The following is a 15,919-nucleotide window of genomic DNA, read 5'->3' as shown; positions in this document are numbered from 1 at the left end:
TTTATTTCTGCTTCCCTGATTCTTTGGCTGACTTTTTCGCTGATTTCTTATCCAGAAAAGCCTGCATACGGTCGAACTTGGCCTGGGACTCGAAGAGGATCCCCTGTGCCAGCTGGTCAATGAGGGGATGCGCCTCGGCCGGGGCGTGGAACACGGATTTGGTAATCCGGACGGCCAGCGGATCCTGGCTGGCGATCCGGTCGGCGAGGCTGTGGGCCGCTGCCATCAGCTCGGACGGTTCATGGATTTCGGTGATGAGATTGACCGCGAGGGCACGTTCTGCGCGCAGCACGGAACCGGCGAGCAGCATTTCCTTGGCGACAGGCTCTCCCACGAGTTCCTTGAGGCGCCAGCTGGCACCGGCGGCGGCCAGGATGCCGAGTCCGGTTTCGGGATTGCCGATCCGGACCGACGGTGTGCCGATCCGGAAGTCGGCGGCGTACGCCAGCTCGGCGCCGCCGCCGAGGCAGAAGCCGTCGAGGGCCGCGATGACGGGCATCGGCAGCTTGGCGATCCGGACGAAGATGGTGGAGTTGATGCCCTGCAGGGCATCGTCGCGGCGGCGTTCGCGGAGCTGGCCGATGTCGGCACCGGAGGCGAATACCCCGTCCGTACCGGCGATGATGAGGGTCTTGGGGTGCCGCTCGAGATGGGCGCAGACGGTGTGGAGTTCGTCGACCATCTGCTGGTCGATTGCGTTGCGGACCTCGGGGCGGTTGAGCAGCACCACCACCCGGTCCTCGCGCTCTTCGACCAGGAGCGTGCTGAAGGTAGCGGTCTCGAGCGCTGCCGCCGGGGCCGCCACTAGACGCGCTCCAGCAGCATTGCCGTGCCCTGGCCGACGCCGATGCACATGGTGGCGAGGCCGATCTTCGCGTTTTCGCGTTCCATCCGGCCCAGCAGCGTGATGGCGATCCGGGAACCGGACGACCCCAGCGGGTGGCCCAGGGAAATCGCGCCGCCGTCGCGGTTCACGATCTCCGGGTCCAGGCCAAGCCGGCGCACGCTGGCCAGGGACTGGGTCGCGAACGCCTCGTTGAGTTCGACGGCGCCGAGGTCCTCGACGCTGAGCCCGGAACGGGCGAGCACCTTTTGGGTGGCCGGGACCGGGCCGATGCCCATGATTTCGGGCTCGCAGCCAGCGGAGGCGCCGTCGATGATGCGGGCGCGGGCTGTGAGGCCAAGCTTCTGGATCGCGGCCTCCGAGGCAACGATGATGGCGGACGCGCCGTCGTTGAGGGTGGAGGAGTTGCCCGCGGTGACGATCGAGCCGCCCTTGACTACCGGCCGGAGCCCGGCGAGGACGTCCATGGTGGTGCCGGCGCGGGGACCCTCATCGGTGTCCACCACGGTCTCGCCCTTGCGGGTCTTGACGGTCACGGGGACGATTTCCTCGGCGAAACGGCCGGCGGCGATGGCGGCCAGGGCGCGTTCGTGGGAGCGGACGGCGAAGGCGTCGGCGTCCTCCCGCGAGATGCCGTCAACGCGCCCCACCTCTTCCGCCGTCTCGGGCATGGAGTATGTCATTTTCCCGTCCCGGGACAGCTCGCCCTTGGTGAACTGGGGGTTCACGAAACGCCAGCCGATGGAAGTGTCAAAGATTTCGCCCGGTTTGGCGAAGGCGGTCCGGGGTTTTTCCTGGACCCAGGGAGCGCGGCTCATGGATTCGACGCCGCCGGCGATCACGATGTCCGCGGCGCCGGACTTGATCATATGGCTGGCCATGATGATGGCGCTGAGCCCGGAGGCGCAGAGCCGGTTCACGGTGATGCCGGAGATGTGGAGGGGCAGCCCGGCAAGGAGGGTGGCCATGCGGGCCACGTTGCGGTTCTCTTCGCCGGCCCCGTTGGCGTTGCCGAGGATGACCTCGTCGATGGTGTCCGGATCGACGCCGGCGCGGGCCACAGCCGCGCGGACCACCAGTGCGGCCAGGTCATCGGGGCGGACCGCGGAGAGGGCGCCGCCGTACCGGCCCACGGGGGTGCGGGCGCCGCCAACAAGAAAAGCCTCGACCATGAGAACATCCTTCACCAAGAAAGCGGGGCCGGCAGCAAAGTAATTTACCGACCGTTCGTTCTATAAAGATTACACGGCGGTGCAAGGGGGTCAACCGGATGCCGCCGGATTACGCGACGACGACGCCCAGATGGGCCGCGAGCAACGGAGCGAGCAGGGTGAGCTGGTAATCGTCGACGACGAGGCCGGCCAGGCTGCCCAGGCCGCTGATTGTGCGGAAGTCGGTGCCGCGGAGGTCGAAGTCCCTGAGCCTGGCTCCGGTGAAATCAAGAGTGCCGATCGTGCAGTTCTTCAAGGCGACCCGAGTGGCCGTGCAGGAGCCCAGATCCAGCTCGCTAATGATGCAGTCGCTGATCTGCACGTCCGTGAGCTTGGATCCGCGAAGGTTCACGTAGTCGAGTTTGCCGCCGTCGATCCGCACGGACTGCCAGCCACTTTCATAGAGCTCCGCCGATCCCCAGCGGGGGTTGCCGATCTCGACATCCCGCAGGCTGGTCCGGGCCGCCATCAGCACCGGGGCGTAAGCCTCGGTCAGGACGCAGTCACGAAAAGTCGCACCCCGCAGCTGCGTCTCATTGAACGACACCCCGCTGAACTCGCACTCGGCAAAGTCCGTACCGCCCAGGTCCAGACCGTCCGCCGACGCGCGGCTGTATCGGACGCCGTCGTACCGAACACCTCGCCGGAACTCCGGGGCAGGGTCATCCCGCAGATCCCCGGTCCGGACCGGTGCGAGCCGGGGGGCGGTGATCTTCGGGGTTTTGTCCGCCGCAGTCCGCCGGACCATCACAGGGACTCGGCCTTGGCCGCGATGTCCGCCAGGTCTTTTGCAAGGGCCTTGCGGGTGATGCGTATCCCGAGCGGACCGAACACGGTGAGCATGATCCTGCTGAACCGGGTCGGCTTGACGACTTCGGCGCCGAAGGTCAGCGTGAGGTCGGTTCCGCCGCCGCGCTCCGCCAGGGCGAACCTGGTGGTGTAGTCGGCGCCGCCCTGGAGGGCCTTCACCGTGGTGCTGCCGCCCCGGCCGTTCGACGGCGCCTCGGACTGGGACACCCACATCTCCACCGTTTCCGAGCGCCCCATCATGGTGCGGGTCTCCTTCCAGCGGGTGCCCACGGCATAGGGTCCGTCGGTGAGCATCTGGATCGAATCGACGCCGGACAGGGTCGCGGCAGATCCGGGAATGTCCGACACCACCGCCCAGACCGAGTCCGCCGGAGCATTGATGTGCTGCGTGAGAGTGGTCTTGTGGTCCATGACCTCGAGCCTAGCCCGCGGACCGGGGGAACTTCACCCTTTGACAAACCGCCTCGCAAACCGCCGCAGACGACGCTCCGGAGGATTACCCCGCGAAACCCCTTGAATTAGTAAGCATGCTTTGTGTTAGGCTGATCGGACAGTATTTTCAACCGGAACGAAAGGTGGCCTACACCATGGGTGTCGGAGACAAGATTCAGAACGAAGCAGAGCACCTCGGCGGCAAGGCCAAGGAAGCTGCTGGCAACGCCACTGACAACGACCAGCTTCGAGCCGAGGGCCAGCGGGACCAGGTTGTAGCCGACGCGAAGAAGGTCGGCGAAAACGTCAAGGACGCCTTCAAGAAGGACTAGTCCTTAGGGCGACCGCGGCGCCGGATTTTCCTTTGGGGGATCTCCGGCGCCGCTTTTTTGTGCCCGTTTTGTCGTGCCGCGGTTTTGGGGTTTTGTGGCCATGCAAGAATGGCCCCACAGCCGACGGAGGGGCCAGCATGGACCGGACACACGCAGGACGCGGCAAGCCCGCCACCCGGGGTCTCAGCAATACTGACCTCAGCCAGGCCAGCGGCGCCGCGGCCGGCGGTTCGCCGGCGCTGCGCGGCTACCTGGCGAAGCCGGCGGGCGACGGGCCTTTCCCGGCCGTCCTGATGGTCCATGAAGCCTTCGGCCTGGACGACGTCACTGTCCGCCACGCCGACCGGATGGCGGCGGCCGGTTACCTGACACTGGCCGTTGACCTGTACAGCGACGGCGGGGTGCGCCGCTGCCTCGTCGCCACCATGCGCGCGCTGTCCGCGGGCGAGGGCCGGGCCTTCACCGATCTGGCCACCGCCCGGGACTGGCTGCTTGCGTCCGGCCGGACCACGGGCAAGATCGGCGTGATCGGCTTCTGCATGGGCGGCGGCTTTGCTTTGCTGCTGGCCAATGACGGCTTCGACGCCGCCGCCGTCAACTATGGACGCCGCCCGAAAGACCCCGCGGCGGCCCTCGCCGGCGCCTGCCCGATCGTGGCCAACTTCGGCGGCCGGGACCGCACCCTGCCCGGCGAAGCGGCAAAACTCGCGGCTGTGCTTGACGGGCTGGGCGTGGAGAACGACGTGAAGGAATTCCCGCACGCCGGGCACGCCTTCCTCAACGATGTGGAGACCGGGCCGAGAGTGCTGCGGCCGCTCATGCGGGTCATGGGCATCGGCCCGGATCCGGAATCGGCCCCGGAAGCCTGGCAGCGGATCGAGGACCACTTCGCCAAGTACCTGAAACCCAACTGACTCGAAGCAGGGGCCGTTTTGAAGGGTCAAAACGGCCCCTGCTGCGACTTACTTGGGCAGGCGGGCGCTGGGCGTGAAACCATACGGACCATGGTCCAGAAGATTGCGTACCAGGGTGAGCCCGGCGCCAATTCAAATATTGCCTGCGCGCAGATGTTTCCCGGGCTGGAGAGCGTCCCCTGCGCCAGCTTCGAAGACGCTTTAGAGCTGGTATCCAGCGGCGAGGCCGACCTGGCCATGATTCCGATCGAGAACTCGATCGCCGGCCGGGTGGCTGACATCCACATCCTGCTGCCCCAATCCCGGCTGCAGATAGTGGGCGAATACTTTCTTCCGATCCATTTCGACCTGATGGGCATCCCCGGCAGCACCATCGAGGGGGCCACCGAGGTCCACAGCCATATCCACGCCCTGGGTCAGTGCCGCAAGTTGATCCGCAGTGCCGGCCTGAAGCCTGTTATTGCCGGGGATACCGCGGGTTCCGCCCGTGAAGTGCGGGAGTGGAACGATCCAGCCAAGCTGTCCCTCGCTCCCCCGCTCGCGGCCCGGATCTACGGCTTGGAGGTGCTGGCTTCGCGGGTGGAGGATGATCCGTCCAACACCACGCGGTTCGTGGTCCTGGCGCCGGAAAAGGAGCTGCCGTCCCGGGAGGCGTTGCCGGGACCGGCTGTGACCAGTTTCCTGTTCCGGGTCCGGAACGTCCCCTCCGCACTTTTCAAGGCGCTGGGCGGGTTTGCCACGAATGGCGTGAACATGACAAGGCTGGAGAGCTATATGGTGGGCAACGAGTTTGCGGCAACCATGTTCATGGCCGACGTCGAGGGGCACCCCGAGGATTTGCCGCTCAGCCTGGCGCTGGAGGAACTGGAGTTCTTCACCACCGAGGTACGCGTCCTTGGCGTCTATTCCGCCGCCGAATACCGGACCGGGCAGGCAGCCGGCCTCTGACCGCCAGCCCGGACCAACGTTGCGAAGAAGGCCACCCCACGCGGTCACACCGCCGCAGCCCGCCCTGCCTGCAGGAGGGGTGCGAAGAATGCGGCAAGCTCCGCCGTCGCCTTCAGCGGCAGGATGTTGGCCACGTACTGGTCCGGGCGCACCACCACGATGACGCCGCCGCGGTCGATGCCGCGCAGCTCAAAGATGTCCGCCGCCGGATCGGTGCCGTAGACCTTCTCGAGGTAGGGGAGCTTGAACGGCCCCACCTCCGGTGTGAAGACCGCGGGGACGTTGCCGATATCGATGCCCGTGTGGTCCTGCTGGTAGATCACCTTCACGTCGAACCACGCATCACGGTCGGCCCCTGCGGGGGTGGCGGCGAGCGGCGAGTCCGGCGCGCCGGCCAGCCACGCGGCGAGGTCCGCGGCGGGCGACGGGGCCCCGGCCTGTTGTCCTGGCGCTGCCGGGTCCGCGAAGACGTAGATGCGCCAGCGGCCGTCCGCCATGGCCTGGTGGCCGAGCTGGAGCGGGTTGGTGTCGCAGACCCGCACAACGGGCGCGGACTTGAAGCGCTTGCCGACGGGAAAGCCGGTGGCCAGGTGCTGGTGCGTCGCCTCGGCGACGACCATCGAGGGTGAGTACTCGGTCATGAACCCGGCAGGGAACTCGGCGGTGCGCACGTAGAAGTCCTCGAGCTCGGAGGGGTTTTCAAACTCCTCGGGCTTCTTCGCCATGAGCGTCGACCACACTTTGTCGAAGTCAATGAGGTTCTTCGCGACGACCTGCCGCTCGGCCGAGTACGTGGACAGCAGGCTCTCCGGGCTGCGGCCCTCCAGCACGTGGCCGAGCTTCCAGCCGAGGTTGAAGCCGTCCTGCATGGAGACGTTCATGCCCTGGCCGGCCTTTGCGCTGTGCGTGTGGCACGCATCGCCGGTGATGAACACGCGCGGCGTGCGGGTGCCCAGCTCCTCCGGCAGGACGTCGTCGAACCTGTCGGTGAGGCGGTGGCCCACCTCGTAGACGCTGTGCCAGGCCACGTTGCGCACGTCGAGCGTGTAGGGGTGGATGATCGCGTTGGCCTTGGCGATGATCTGCTCGATGGTGGTCTTGCGGACGGCCCCGCGGTCGTCCGCGGCGACCTCGCCGAGATCGACATACATGCGGAAGAGATGCCCGCCCTCGCGCGGAATCAGCAGGATGCTGCCGCCGTCGTGGGACTGGATGGCGCATTTGAGCCGGATGTCGGGGAAGTCCGTGGAGGCGAGCACGTCCATGACGCCCCAGGCGTGGTTGGCCTGGTCGCCGGCCATGGTGCAGCCGATCGACTCGCGCACCCTGCTGCGGGCGCCGTCCGCGCCCACGACGTACTTGGCCCGGACGATGCGTTCCCGGCCCTCGTCGGGACCGGCGGTGTGCGCCAGCGTCACCGTGACCGGGTATTCACCCTCGCCGGTGACCTCCAGGCCGCGGAACTCCAGACCGTAGTCCGGGGTCATTCGGGTCGGGGACATGGCCATGAACTCGGAGAAGTAGTCGAGCACGCGGGCCTGGTTGACGATCAGGTGCGGGAACTCGCTGATCCCGCCCGGGTCATCCAGGGTGCGGGCGCTGCGGACGATGTTCGAGGGGTCCGCGGGATCCGGCTTCCAGAACGCCATTTCGGTGATGCGGTACGCCTCGGCGATGATTCGTTCGGCGAAACCGAAGGCCTGGAAAGTCTCGACGCTGCGGGCCTGGATGCCGTCGGCCTGGCCGATCGCGAGCCGGCCCGGCCGGCGTTCCACGATCCGGGTGGTGACGCCCGGGAACTGGGACAGCTGGGCCGCGGCGAGCATGCCCGCGGGGCCGGAGCCCACGATCAGCACATCAACCTCGTCGGGAAGCTGCGTGGGCCGATCGATGCCGACGCCGGCGGCCGGCTGGACTCGCGGGTCACCGGATACGTAACCGTGGTGGTGGAAATGCACGGGCTTTCCTCACTTCGTTGTGTGGCGGCCTGTCAACGGCCAAGCGTGTTCGATATTAGAACGTGACGTTCGATAATAGAATTTCCGTTCCTGATCCAGAACTGTACGGCAGATATGACGCGGGTTACAAGTGCGCCAGATGGTCCCGGCAAATGCCCGCGCCAATGTCCCCGGCGCAGGGGGTTGACGCTCCGCCATTCCCGCGCCATAGTGTTTCGTATACGATTTCGTACTCGATGAGGAGTAACACTTGGAACAGGTCACCGACCACATCCTGGCCGCGGCCCGCAAGGTCATCGCGGTGCATATCAACTACCCCAGCCGGGCAGCCCAGCGCGGCCGCACACCCGAGCAGCCCTCCTACTTCCTGAAGCCGTCATCGTCCCTGGCCCTGGGTTCGGCAGCAGCCCCTTCGACCGTGGAGCGCCCGGCCGGCTGCGAACTCCTCGGCTACGAGGGCGAGATCGCCCTGATCATCGGCAAGCCCGCCCGCCGCGTGGGCATCGAGGATGCGTGGAGCCATGTCGAGTGGGTCACCGCCAGCAACGACCTCGGTGTCTACGACCTCCGCTACGCGGACAAGGGCTCCAACCTCCGCTCCAAGGGTGGCGACGGCTTCACGCCCGTGGGCCCGGGCCTGATCGCGGCAGACGCCGTCGATCCCGCAAAACTGCGGATCCGCACGTGGCACAACGGTGAGCTGGTCCAGGACGACACCACCGGTGACCTGCTCTTCCCGTTCGCCCGGCTCGTGGCCGACCTCTCCCAGCTGCTCACCCTCGAAGAGGGCGACATCATCCTCACCGGCACCCCCGCCGGGGCGTCGGTCGCCACGCCGGGCGACGTCGTCGAAGTGGAAGTAGACAACGACGGCGGCGGGCTCACCACCGGCCGGCTGGTCACCCGGGTGGTGGAAGGCACGACGCCGTTCGCGGACTTCGGCGCCCGTCCCAGGACCGATGATCTCCAGCGGGAGGAGGCCTACGGTTCCCGTGAGGCGGCCGGCCTCGCCGCCGCCCAGCCGTCAGGGACGCCGGTCCTCTCCCCGGAGCTGAAGACCAAGCTGGAGTCCGTCTGCACGGCCACCCTGTCCTCCCAGCTGCGCAAGCGTGGCCTGAACAACGTCAGCATTGACGGCCTGACCTCCACCCGTCCGGAGCGGCGGATCGTGGGACTGGCCCGGACCCTGCGCTACGTGCCCAACCGCGAGGACCTGTTCAAGACCCACGGCGGCGGCTTCAATGCCCAGAAGAAGGCCATCGATTCCGTCAACGAGGGCGAGATCCTGGTGATGGAGGCCCGCGGCGAAAAGGGCACCGGCACGATCGGCGACATCCTGGCCCTGCGCGCCCAGGTCCGCGGCGCCGCCGCCATCATCACCGACGGCGGCGTGCGCGACTTCTCCGCCGTGGCCGCCATGGACATGCCGACCTACTATGCCAACCCGCATCCGGCCGTCCTGGGCCGCCGGCACATCCCCTGGGACACGGACATCACCATCGCCTGCGGCGGCACCACCGTGCAGCCCGGGGACATCATCGTCGCGGACGCGGACGGCATCCTGGTGATCCCGCTGGCCCTCGCCGAAGAGCTCGCGGACGACTCGATCGCGCAGGAACGCGAGGAAACCTTCATCGCCGAGATGGTGCAGCAGGGCCACAGCGTCGACGGCCTCTACCCGCTCAACGCCGGATGGCGGACCCGCTACGAGCAATGGGAAGCTGGCAAGGCCAATGACTGAGACAGCCCGGGCCGCAGCCACGCCGGCCGCGACCTCCGGCAGCAAATCCGAGCAGGCCTATGCAGCCGTCAAGGCCCGGATCGTGGACGGGACCTACTCCCCGGGCTACCGGCTGGTGCTGGCCAAGATCGCCGAGGACCTGGGTGTCAGCGTGGTGCCGGTCCGCGAAGCGATCCGCCGGCTTGAGGCCGAGGGCCTGGTCAAATTCGAACGGAACGTCGGCGCCACCGTGTCCGGGATCGACCCCACCGAATACCTCTACACGATGCAGACCCTCAGCATCGTCGAGGGCGCCGCCACGGCACTCTCGGCCCCGTTGATCGGGGCGGCGGATGTGGCCCGCGCCCGGGCCGTCAACGCCGAGATGCGCGAGTGCCTGCAGCACTTCGACCCCGTCCGGTTCACCCGGCTGAACCAGGACTTCCACAGCGTCCTGTTCGAGCACTGCCCCAATCCGCACATCCTGGACCTCGTCCACCGGGGCTGGAACCGGCTGGCGTCGCTGCGGTCCTCCACGTTCCGCTTCGTCCCGGGCCGTGCCCACGAATCCGTCGATGAGCACGAGGCACTGCTGCAGCTCATCGAGTCCGGCGCCAGCCCGGATGACATCGAAAAGGCCGCCCGCCGCCACCGCAGCGCCACCCTCGACGCGTACCTCGCCCAAACCAACGCGGGGTCACTTAGCGCCCATTAAGGCCCCCCTCATGGGCCGTAAGTGACCCCGCGTTGCACTACCAGTAAGGAAAAACAATGACGTTTACTGCCGCAGAAACCGCAGCCCACTACGTTCCGCAGGACCTTCCCACCCACATCCAGCACTACATCAACGGCGAATTCGTTGATTCGGTGGGCGGGGCAACCTTCGACGTCCTGGACCCGGTGTCCAACACCAATTACGCCACCGCCGCCGCCGGCCAGAAGGAAGACATCGACCTCGCCGTCGCCGCGGCCCGCGAGGCGTTCGTCAACGGCCCGTGGCCGAAGATGAAGCCGCGCGAGCGGGCCCGGGTCCTGAACCGGATCGCCGACGCCGTCGAGGCCCAGGAGGCACGCCTGGCCGAGCTCGAAACGTTCGATACCGGCCTGCCGATCACCCAGGCCAAGGGCCAGGCGCTGCGCGCGGCGGAGAACTTCCGCTTCTTCGCGGACCTGATCGTGGCCCAGTTCGACGACGCCATGAAGGTCCCCGGCGCCCAGATCAACTACGTCAACCGCAAGCCGATCGGCGTCGCCGGGCTCATCACGCCGTGGAACACCCCGTTCATGCTCGAGTCCTGGAAGCTCGCCCCGGCCCTGGCCACCGGCAACACCGTGGTGCTCAAGCCGGCCGAATTCACCCCGCTCTCGGCCTCGCTGTGGGCGCAGATCTTCAAGGACGCCGGGCTCCCCGACGGCGTGTTCAACCTGGTCAACGGCCTCGGCGAGGAAGCCGGGGATGCCCTCGTGAAGCACCCGGATGTGCCGCTGATTTCCTTCACCGGCGAGACCACCACGGGCCAGACGATCTTCCGCAACGCCGCGGCGAACCTCAAGGGCCTCTCCATGGAGCTCGGCGGCAAGTCACCGTGCGTCGTGTTCGCCGACGCGGACCTCGACGCCGCGATCGACTCCGCCCTGTTCGGCGTCTTCTCGCTCAACGGCGAGCGCTGCACCGCCGGCTCCCGGATCCTGGTGGAGCGCGCCGTGTACGAGGAATTCTGCGACAAGTACGCCGCCCGGGCCAGGAACATCGTGGTCGGTGACCCGCACGATCCCAAGACCGAGGTCGGCGCCCTGGTCCACCCCGAGCACTATGCCAAGGTGGCCTCCTACGTGGAGATCGGCAAGACCGAAGGCCGGCTGCTGGCCGGCGGCGGCCGTCCCGACCACCTGCCCGCAGGGCTCAACAACAGCAACTACATCGCACCCACCGTGTTCGCCGACGTCGCCCCGGACGCGCGGATCTTCCAGGAGGAGATCTTCGGCCCCGTGGTTGCCATCACCCCGTTCGATACCGACGCCGAAGCACTCGCCCTGGCGAACAACACCCGGTACGGGCTCGCGGCGTACATCTGGACCCAGAACCTGACCCGCGCGCACAACTTCTCGCAGAACGTCGAGGCCGGCATGGTCTGGCTCAACAGCCACAACGTCCGCGACCTCCGCACCCCGTTCGGCGGCGTCAAGGCTTCCGGCCTGGGCCACGAGGGCGGGTACCGCTCCATCGACTTCTACACCGACCAGCAGGCCGTCCACATCACCCTGGGCACCGTCCACACGCCTAAATTCGGCGCCTAAGTTTCCCGCCGGCGCCACCCAGACCCCTTTCAAAGAAGAGAGAGCACCATGACCAACTTCGTCCCCACCCCCACTGTCCCGGCTCCGGACATCGTCCGCTGCGCCTACCTGGAACTCGTGGTCACGGACCTCGCCAAGTCCCGCGAGTTCTATGTGGACCTGCTGGGCCTGCACGTCACCGAGGAAGACGAGAACACCATCTACCTGCGCTCCCTCGAGGAGTTCATCCACCACAACCTGGTGCTGCGCAAGGGTCCCGTGGCCGCTGCGGCCGCCTTCGCCTACCGGGTGAAGTCCCCGGCGGAGGTGGACGCCGCCGAGGCCTACTACAAGGAACTCGGCTGCCGCACCGAGCGCCGCAAGGAGGGCTTCACCAAGGGCATCGGCGACGCCGTCCGCGTCGAGGACCCGCTCGGCTTCCCCTACGAATTCTTCTACGAGACCGAACACGTCGAGCGCCTCACCCAGCGCTATGACCTCTACTCCGCCGGCGAACTGGTCCGGCTGGACCACTTCAACCAGGTCACCCCGGACGTCCCGCGCGGCCGGGCGTACCTCGAGGACCTCGGCTTCCGCGTCTCCGAGGACATCAAGGACTCCGACGGCGTCACGTACGCCGCGTGGATGCACCGCAAGCAGACCGTGCACGACACCGCCCTGACCGGCGGCAACGGCCCGCGGCTGCACCACATTGCCTTCGCCACGCACGAGAAGCACAACATCATCCAGATCTGCGACAAGATGGGAGCCCTGCGCATCTCGGACCGGATCGAACGCGGCCCCGGCCGGCACGGTGTCTCCAATGCGTTCTACCTCTACATCCTGGACCCGGACGGCCACCGCATCGAGATCTACACCCAGGACTACTACACCGGCGACCCGGACAACCCCACCATCACCTGGGACGTCCACGACAACCAGCGCCGCGACTGGTGGGGCAATCCCGTGGTCCCGTCCTGGTACACCGAGGCCTCCCTGGTCCTGGACCTCGACGGCAACCCGCAGCCCGTGATCGTCCGCGAGGAAAAGAGCGAGATGGCCGTGACCGTGGGCGCCGATGGCTTCTCCTACACCCGCAAGGAAGAGGACGGCTCCGCCGGCGAAGCGGCGGGCTTCAAGCTCGGGGCGCAGGTCTAGCGTGCTGGATCCCGCAACGATCGAGGCCATCGCGGACGAACTGCTGGAGGCCGGCCGCAACCGCACACCGGTCCCCCGCCTGACCACCCGCTACCCGGAGATGACGGTGGAGGACTCCTACGCCGTCCAGCAGCTGTGGCGGCGGCGCAACGAGGACGCCGGACGCCGGCTGGTGGGCCGCAAGATCGGCCTCACGTCCAAGGCGATGCAGGCCGCCACCGGCATCACCGAGCCGGACTACGGCGCCATCTTCGATGACATGGTGCTGGAAACCGGCTGCTCGGTGCAGTGGGACCGGTACACGCATCCCCGGGTCGAGGTGGAGCTCGCGTTCGTGTTGAAGAAGCACCTCGCCGGCCCCGGCTGCACCATCTTCGACGTCCTGAACGCCACCGACTACGTGGTCCCGGCCCTGGAGATCCTGGACTCCCGGATCGAGATGGAGGGCCGGACGATCGTGGACACCATCGCCGACAACGCGGCCATGGGCGCCATGGTGATCGGCGGCAACCCCGTCCGTCCCGACGCCGTGGACCTGCGCTGGGTCTCCGCTATCCTCTACAAGAACCAGACAGTGGAAGAAACCGGCGTCGCGGCAGGGGTCCTGGACCACCCGGCCAACGGCGTGCACTGGCTGGCCAACAAGATCGCCGCCCACGGCGACGGGATGAAGGCCGGCGACATCATCCTCGCCGGCTCCTTCACCCGGCCCCTCTGGGTCTACAAAGGCGACACCGTGCACGCCGACTACGGACCGCTGGGGAGCATCACATGCCGCTTCGAGTAGAACCCGACGCAACGTTCAGGCACGCCCTGCTCAAGCAAACCGGCGCTGCCGGCCGGCCGCTGGCCGGGATGTGGGTGTGTTCGGGCAGCCCGCTCGTGGCCGAGCTCTGCGCCGGGTCCGGCCTGGACTGGCTCCTGATCGACGCCGAACACAGCCCCAACGGGCTCGAGTCCGTCCTGGCCCAGCTGCAGGCCGTGCACGGCTACCCGGTCCAGGCCGTGGTCCGGCCGCCGGTGAACGACACGGTGCTCATCAAGCAATACCTGGACCTGGGCGTCCAGAACCTGCTGATCCCCATGGTGAACTCCGCAGCCGAGGCGGAGGCCGCCGTGGCCGCCACCCGCTACCCGCCGCACGGGGTCCGCGGCGTCGGCTCCGCCCTGGCCCGGGCCGCGCGCTGGAACCGGATCCCGGACTACCTCGCCCGCGCCTCCGACACCGTCAGCGTCACCGTCCAGATTGAATCCAAAGCCGCGGTTGCGGCCGTGGAGAACATCCTGGCGGTGGACGGGGTGGACGCGATCTTCCTCGGGCCCTCCGACCTCGCTGCCTCCATGGGGCTGCTGGGCCAGCAGGAACACCCCCGGGTGCGCGCCGCCGTCGAACACTGCCTCGCCGCCGCCACCGCGGCCGGCAAACCCGCCGGCGTGAACGCCTTCAACCCCGCAACCGCCCGCGCCTACCTGGCCGCCGGCGCGGCGTTTGTGCTGGTCGGGGCCGATGTGTCCATCCTGGCCCGCGGCTCCGAGGCCCTTGCCGCCGACTACATCCCACAGGACCCGGCGGCTGAGCCGGGCGGCACCCCCGCCAGCTACTGAAGGCTCTCCGCGATAACGGCGGTTAACCGCGACGGCGGCAGCCACCTTCTCCAGGTGGCTGCCGCCGTCGCCGCGTTAAGCGCCGGACCGGTGGTTCCTAGCTGTAGAGCTCGCTCTTGGGTGCGTTGTTCTTGACCTTCTGCCAGCCCAGCCACAGCACCAGGGCGAAGAACGGAACGGTCGCCAGGGTCCACAGGCCCAGGTGGAAGACCTCGCCGGTCTTGCTGGTCATGGTGTCGAAGCCAATCAGCACGGTGATGGCCAGCAGCGCGACCAGTCCGGCCCAGCTGGTCCACGGCGAGCCCGGCATGGGCAGGCTGGAGACGCGGCCCTTCTGGTGGCGAAGCGCGATCTGGCTGGCGAAGATGGCGCCCCAGGTGAAGATCACGCCGATCGAGGCGGTGTTCAGTGCGAGGTCGAAGGCGTGCGAGCCGCCGAGCCAGATGTTCAGCAGGATGCCCACGAGGTAGAAGGCGGCGATCGCCAGGATGGCCGCGTACGGCACGTGGCGCTTGGACATCCGGGTGAGCCACTGCGGGGCATGCCCGTTGTTGGCCATGGTGCGGAAGACGCGGCCGATCGAGTACAGGCCCGAGTTGCAGGAGGACAGCGCGGCGGTGATGACGATCATGTTCATCACGTCGCCCACCCAGCCGAGGCCCATCTGGCCAAACACGGTGACGAACGGGGACACGCCGGCCTTGTACTGGTCCGAGGGCAGCAGCATGGCCAGCAGCAGCACGGAACCGACGTAGAACACCACAATGCGCAGTACGACGGCGCGGATCGCCTTGGGCACTTCGCGCTTGGCGTTCTCCATCTCGCCGGCGGTGATGCCGACGAGTTCGATGCCGTTGTAGGCGAAGATCACGGCGTTGAGCACGAGGACCATCACCAGGGCGCCCTTGGGGAACATCCCGCCGTCGTCGGCGAAGAGGTTGGCGACTGAGGCGTGGCCGGTGCCGACCTTGGCGTTGGTGACCACCATGAAGGTGCCGACGGCCAGGAAGATCAGGATGGCGCCGACCTTGAGGCAGGACGCCCAGAATTCAAACTCGCCGAACGCCTTGACGCTGAGCAGGTTGACGGCCACGAGCAGCGCGAGGGCGGCAATCGCGGACGCTTCCACCGGCACGTTGGGGAAGAAGAACTGGAAGTACAGGCCGATCGCGATCAGCTCGGCGATCCCCGTCATGCCCCAGTTGATGAAGTACATCCAGCCGGAGAGGAAGGCGCCCTTCTTGCCGAACATTTCGCCGGCGTAGCTGACGAAGGAGCCCGAGGTCTGGCGGTACATGATGAGCTCGCCCAATGCCCGCATGAGCAGGTAGGCGATCACGCCGGCGATGGCGTAGGAGAAGATCAGCGCCGGGCCCGTGGAGGCCAGTCGTCCGCCGGCGCCCATGAACAGGCCGACGCCGATTGCGCCGCCCATCGAGATCATCGTCACGTGGCGCCCGCTCAGGGTCTTCTTATAGCCCTCGGCGCTGAGGGTCGAGTCGACGGCGGATTCCGCCGGGGCGCTCTGGAGTTCTGTGGGGGTAAGTGATGGCACAACGGTTCCTTGTAGGTCGGATTATGGCCGGGACGGGACCGGGATTCGGTTACACACCATTCGGGTTCTGCCCGGTGGGGCAGCAAGATGTACCGAACCTCACAAGGAGTCAAACCCTCGCGCGGCTCATCCATCGTACTGGATTTCCCGGCCTG

The 15,919-nt window shown here is 67.4% G+C and carries 15 protein-coding genes; 9 read left to right on the top strand and 6 right to left on the bottom strand.

What is annotated here, in order from left to right:
- Position 1: 1 nt before the first annotated feature.
- The 4 genes from C560_RS0105385 to C560_RS0105370 all read right to left on the bottom strand — a co-directional run bounded on the left by C560_RS0105385 (position 2) and on the right by C560_RS0105370 (position 3,276).
- Positions 2–805 (bottom strand): enoyl-CoA hydratase/isomerase family protein, encoded by an 804-nt coding sequence (locus C560_RS0105385; RefSeq protein ID WP_026537416.1) that lies wholly within the window; start codon positions 803–805, stop codon positions 2–4.
- Entirely contained in the window at positions 805–2,016 is a 1,212-nt protein-coding gene (locus tag C560_RS0105380) for a thiolase family protein (protein ID WP_026537415.1), read from the bottom strand. The genes C560_RS0105385 and C560_RS0105380 overlap by 1 nt, the downstream gene beginning before the upstream one ends.
- Before the next feature lie 109 nt (positions 2,017–2,125).
- Positions 2,126–2,803, bottom strand: a complete 678-nt coding sequence (locus tag C560_RS0105375) for a pentapeptide repeat-containing protein (protein ID WP_026537414.1) — start codon at positions 2,801–2,803, stop codon at positions 2,126–2,128.
- On the bottom strand, positions 2,803–3,276 hold the full coding sequence (locus C560_RS0105370; RefSeq protein WP_026537413.1) for an SRPBCC family protein: 474 nt from the start codon (positions 3,274–3,276) through the stop codon (positions 2,803–2,805). The genes C560_RS0105375 and C560_RS0105370 overlap by 1 nt, the downstream gene beginning before the upstream one ends.
- Positions 3,277–3,452: 176 nt before the next feature.
- Between C560_RS0105370 and C560_RS21310 the strand changes: the two genes are divergently transcribed.
- From C560_RS21310 to C560_RS0105355, 3 genes are all read left to right on the top strand, one after another.
- A complete protein-coding gene (locus tag C560_RS21310; RefSeq protein WP_043422699.1) occupies positions 3,453–3,629 on the top strand; it encodes a CsbD family protein in 177 nt (58 codons plus the stop codon).
- A 137-nt stretch (positions 3,630–3,766) separates the two neighbouring features.
- Positions 3,767–4,543, top strand: a complete 777-nt coding sequence (locus tag C560_RS21305; protein ID WP_043422633.1) for a dienelactone hydrolase family protein — start codon at positions 3,767–3,769, stop codon at positions 4,541–4,543.
- Between the two features lie 90 nt (positions 4,544–4,633).
- Entirely contained in the window at positions 4,634–5,491 is an 858-nt protein-coding gene (locus C560_RS0105355) for a prephenate dehydratase (protein WP_026537412.1), read from the top strand.
- A 44-nt stretch (positions 5,492–5,535) separates the two neighbouring features.
- Here C560_RS0105355 and C560_RS0105350 read toward each other — a convergent pair whose 3' ends face one another.
- A complete protein-coding gene (locus tag C560_RS0105350; RefSeq protein ID WP_026537411.1) occupies positions 5,536–7,449 on the bottom strand; it encodes an FAD-binding monooxygenase in 1,914 nt (637 codons plus the stop codon).
- A gap of 250 nt (positions 7,450–7,699) precedes the next feature.
- Between C560_RS0105350 and C560_RS0105345 the strand changes: the two genes are divergently transcribed.
- From C560_RS0105345 to C560_RS0105320, 6 genes are read left to right on the top strand one after another with little or no spacing between them, the layout of a single operon-like run.
- The gene (locus tag C560_RS0105345; RefSeq protein WP_026537410.1) at positions 7,700–9,190 is read left to right on the top strand and encodes a fumarylacetoacetate hydrolase family protein; all 1,491 of its coding nucleotides are present in this window, start codon (positions 7,700–7,702) and stop codon (positions 9,188–9,190) included.
- Positions 9,183–9,884, top strand: coding sequence for a GntR family transcriptional regulator (locus C560_RS0105340; RefSeq protein ID WP_026537409.1), 702 nt, complete (start codon positions 9,183–9,185; stop codon positions 9,882–9,884). The genes C560_RS0105345 and C560_RS0105340 overlap by 8 nt, the downstream gene beginning before the upstream one ends.
- 56 nt (positions 9,885–9,940) lie before the next feature.
- A complete protein-coding gene (gene hpaE, locus C560_RS0105335) occupies positions 9,941–11,467 on the top strand; it encodes a 5-carboxymethyl-2-hydroxymuconate semialdehyde dehydrogenase (protein WP_026537408.1) in 1,527 nt (508 codons plus the stop codon).
- 48 nt (positions 11,468–11,515) lie between these two features.
- Positions 11,516–12,604: a 3,4-dihydroxyphenylacetate 2,3-dioxygenase gene (hpaD, locus tag C560_RS0105330; RefSeq protein WP_026537407.1), complete on the top strand. Its 1,089-nt coding sequence runs from the start codon at positions 11,516–11,518 to the stop codon at positions 12,602–12,604.
- A gap of 1 nt (position 12,605) precedes the next feature.
- Positions 12,606–13,391, top strand: a complete 786-nt coding sequence (hpaH, locus tag C560_RS0105325; RefSeq protein ID WP_026537406.1) for a 2-oxo-hept-4-ene-1,7-dioate hydratase — start codon at positions 12,606–12,608, stop codon at positions 13,389–13,391.
- Positions 13,376–14,209: an HpcH/HpaI aldolase family protein gene (locus tag C560_RS0105320; RefSeq protein WP_026537405.1), complete on the top strand. Its 834-nt coding sequence runs from the start codon at positions 13,376–13,378 to the stop codon at positions 14,207–14,209. The genes hpaH and C560_RS0105320 overlap by 16 nt, the downstream gene beginning before the upstream one ends.
- A gap of 97 nt (positions 14,210–14,306) precedes the next feature.
- Here C560_RS0105320 and C560_RS0105315 read toward each other — a convergent pair whose 3' ends face one another.
- A complete protein-coding gene (locus tag C560_RS0105315; RefSeq protein ID WP_026537404.1) occupies positions 14,307–15,764 on the bottom strand; it encodes an amino acid permease in 1,458 nt (485 codons plus the stop codon).
- Between the last annotated feature and the right edge of the window lie 155 nt (positions 15,765–15,919).

Source organism: Arthrobacter sp. 9MFCol3.1 (genome assembly GCF_000620385.1).
GTDB lineage: Bacteria > Actinomycetota > Actinomycetes > Actinomycetales > Micrococcaceae > Arthrobacter.
Note: the sequence above shows the minus strand (reverse complement) of the source record. Positions and strands in the feature narration are given on the sequence as shown.

What these genes read in the sequence shown, in the direction of transcription:
- C560_RS21305 (WP_043422633.1), top strand. Translation starts at nt 3,767, where the DNA reads ATGGACCGGACACACGCAGGACGCGGCAAGCCCGCCACCCGGGGTCTC.
- C560_RS0105380 (WP_026537415.1), bottom strand. Translation starts at nt 2,016, where the DNA reads ATGGTCGAGGCTTTTCTTGTTGGCGGCGCCCGCACCCCCGTGGGCCGG.
- hpaD (WP_026537407.1), top strand. Translation starts at nt 11,516, where the DNA reads ATGACCAACTTCGTCCCCACCCCCACTGTCCCGGCTCCGGACATCGTC.
- C560_RS0105370 (WP_026537413.1), bottom strand. Translation starts at nt 3,276, where the DNA reads ATGGACCACAAGACCACTCTCACGCAGCACATCAATGCTCCGGCGGAC.
- C560_RS0105375 (WP_026537414.1), bottom strand. Translation starts at nt 2,803, where the DNA reads ATGGTCCGGCGGACTGCGGCGGACAAAACCCCGAAGATCACCGCCCCC.
- hpaE (WP_026537408.1), top strand. Translation starts at nt 9,941, where the DNA reads ATGACGTTTACTGCCGCAGAAACCGCAGCCCACTACGTTCCGCAGGAC.
- C560_RS0105320 (WP_026537405.1), top strand. Translation starts at nt 13,376, where the DNA reads ATGCCGCTTCGAGTAGAACCCGACGCAACGTTCAGGCACGCCCTGCTC.
- C560_RS0105340 (WP_026537409.1), top strand. Translation starts at nt 9,183, where the DNA reads ATGACTGAGACAGCCCGGGCCGCAGCCACGCCGGCCGCGACCTCCGGC.
- C560_RS21310 (WP_043422699.1), top strand. Translation starts at nt 3,453, where the DNA reads ATGGGTGTCGGAGACAAGATTCAGAACGAAGCAGAGCACCTCGGCGGC.
- C560_RS0105355 (WP_026537412.1), top strand. Translation starts at nt 4,634, where the DNA reads ATGGTCCAGAAGATTGCGTACCAGGGTGAGCCCGGCGCCAATTCAAAT.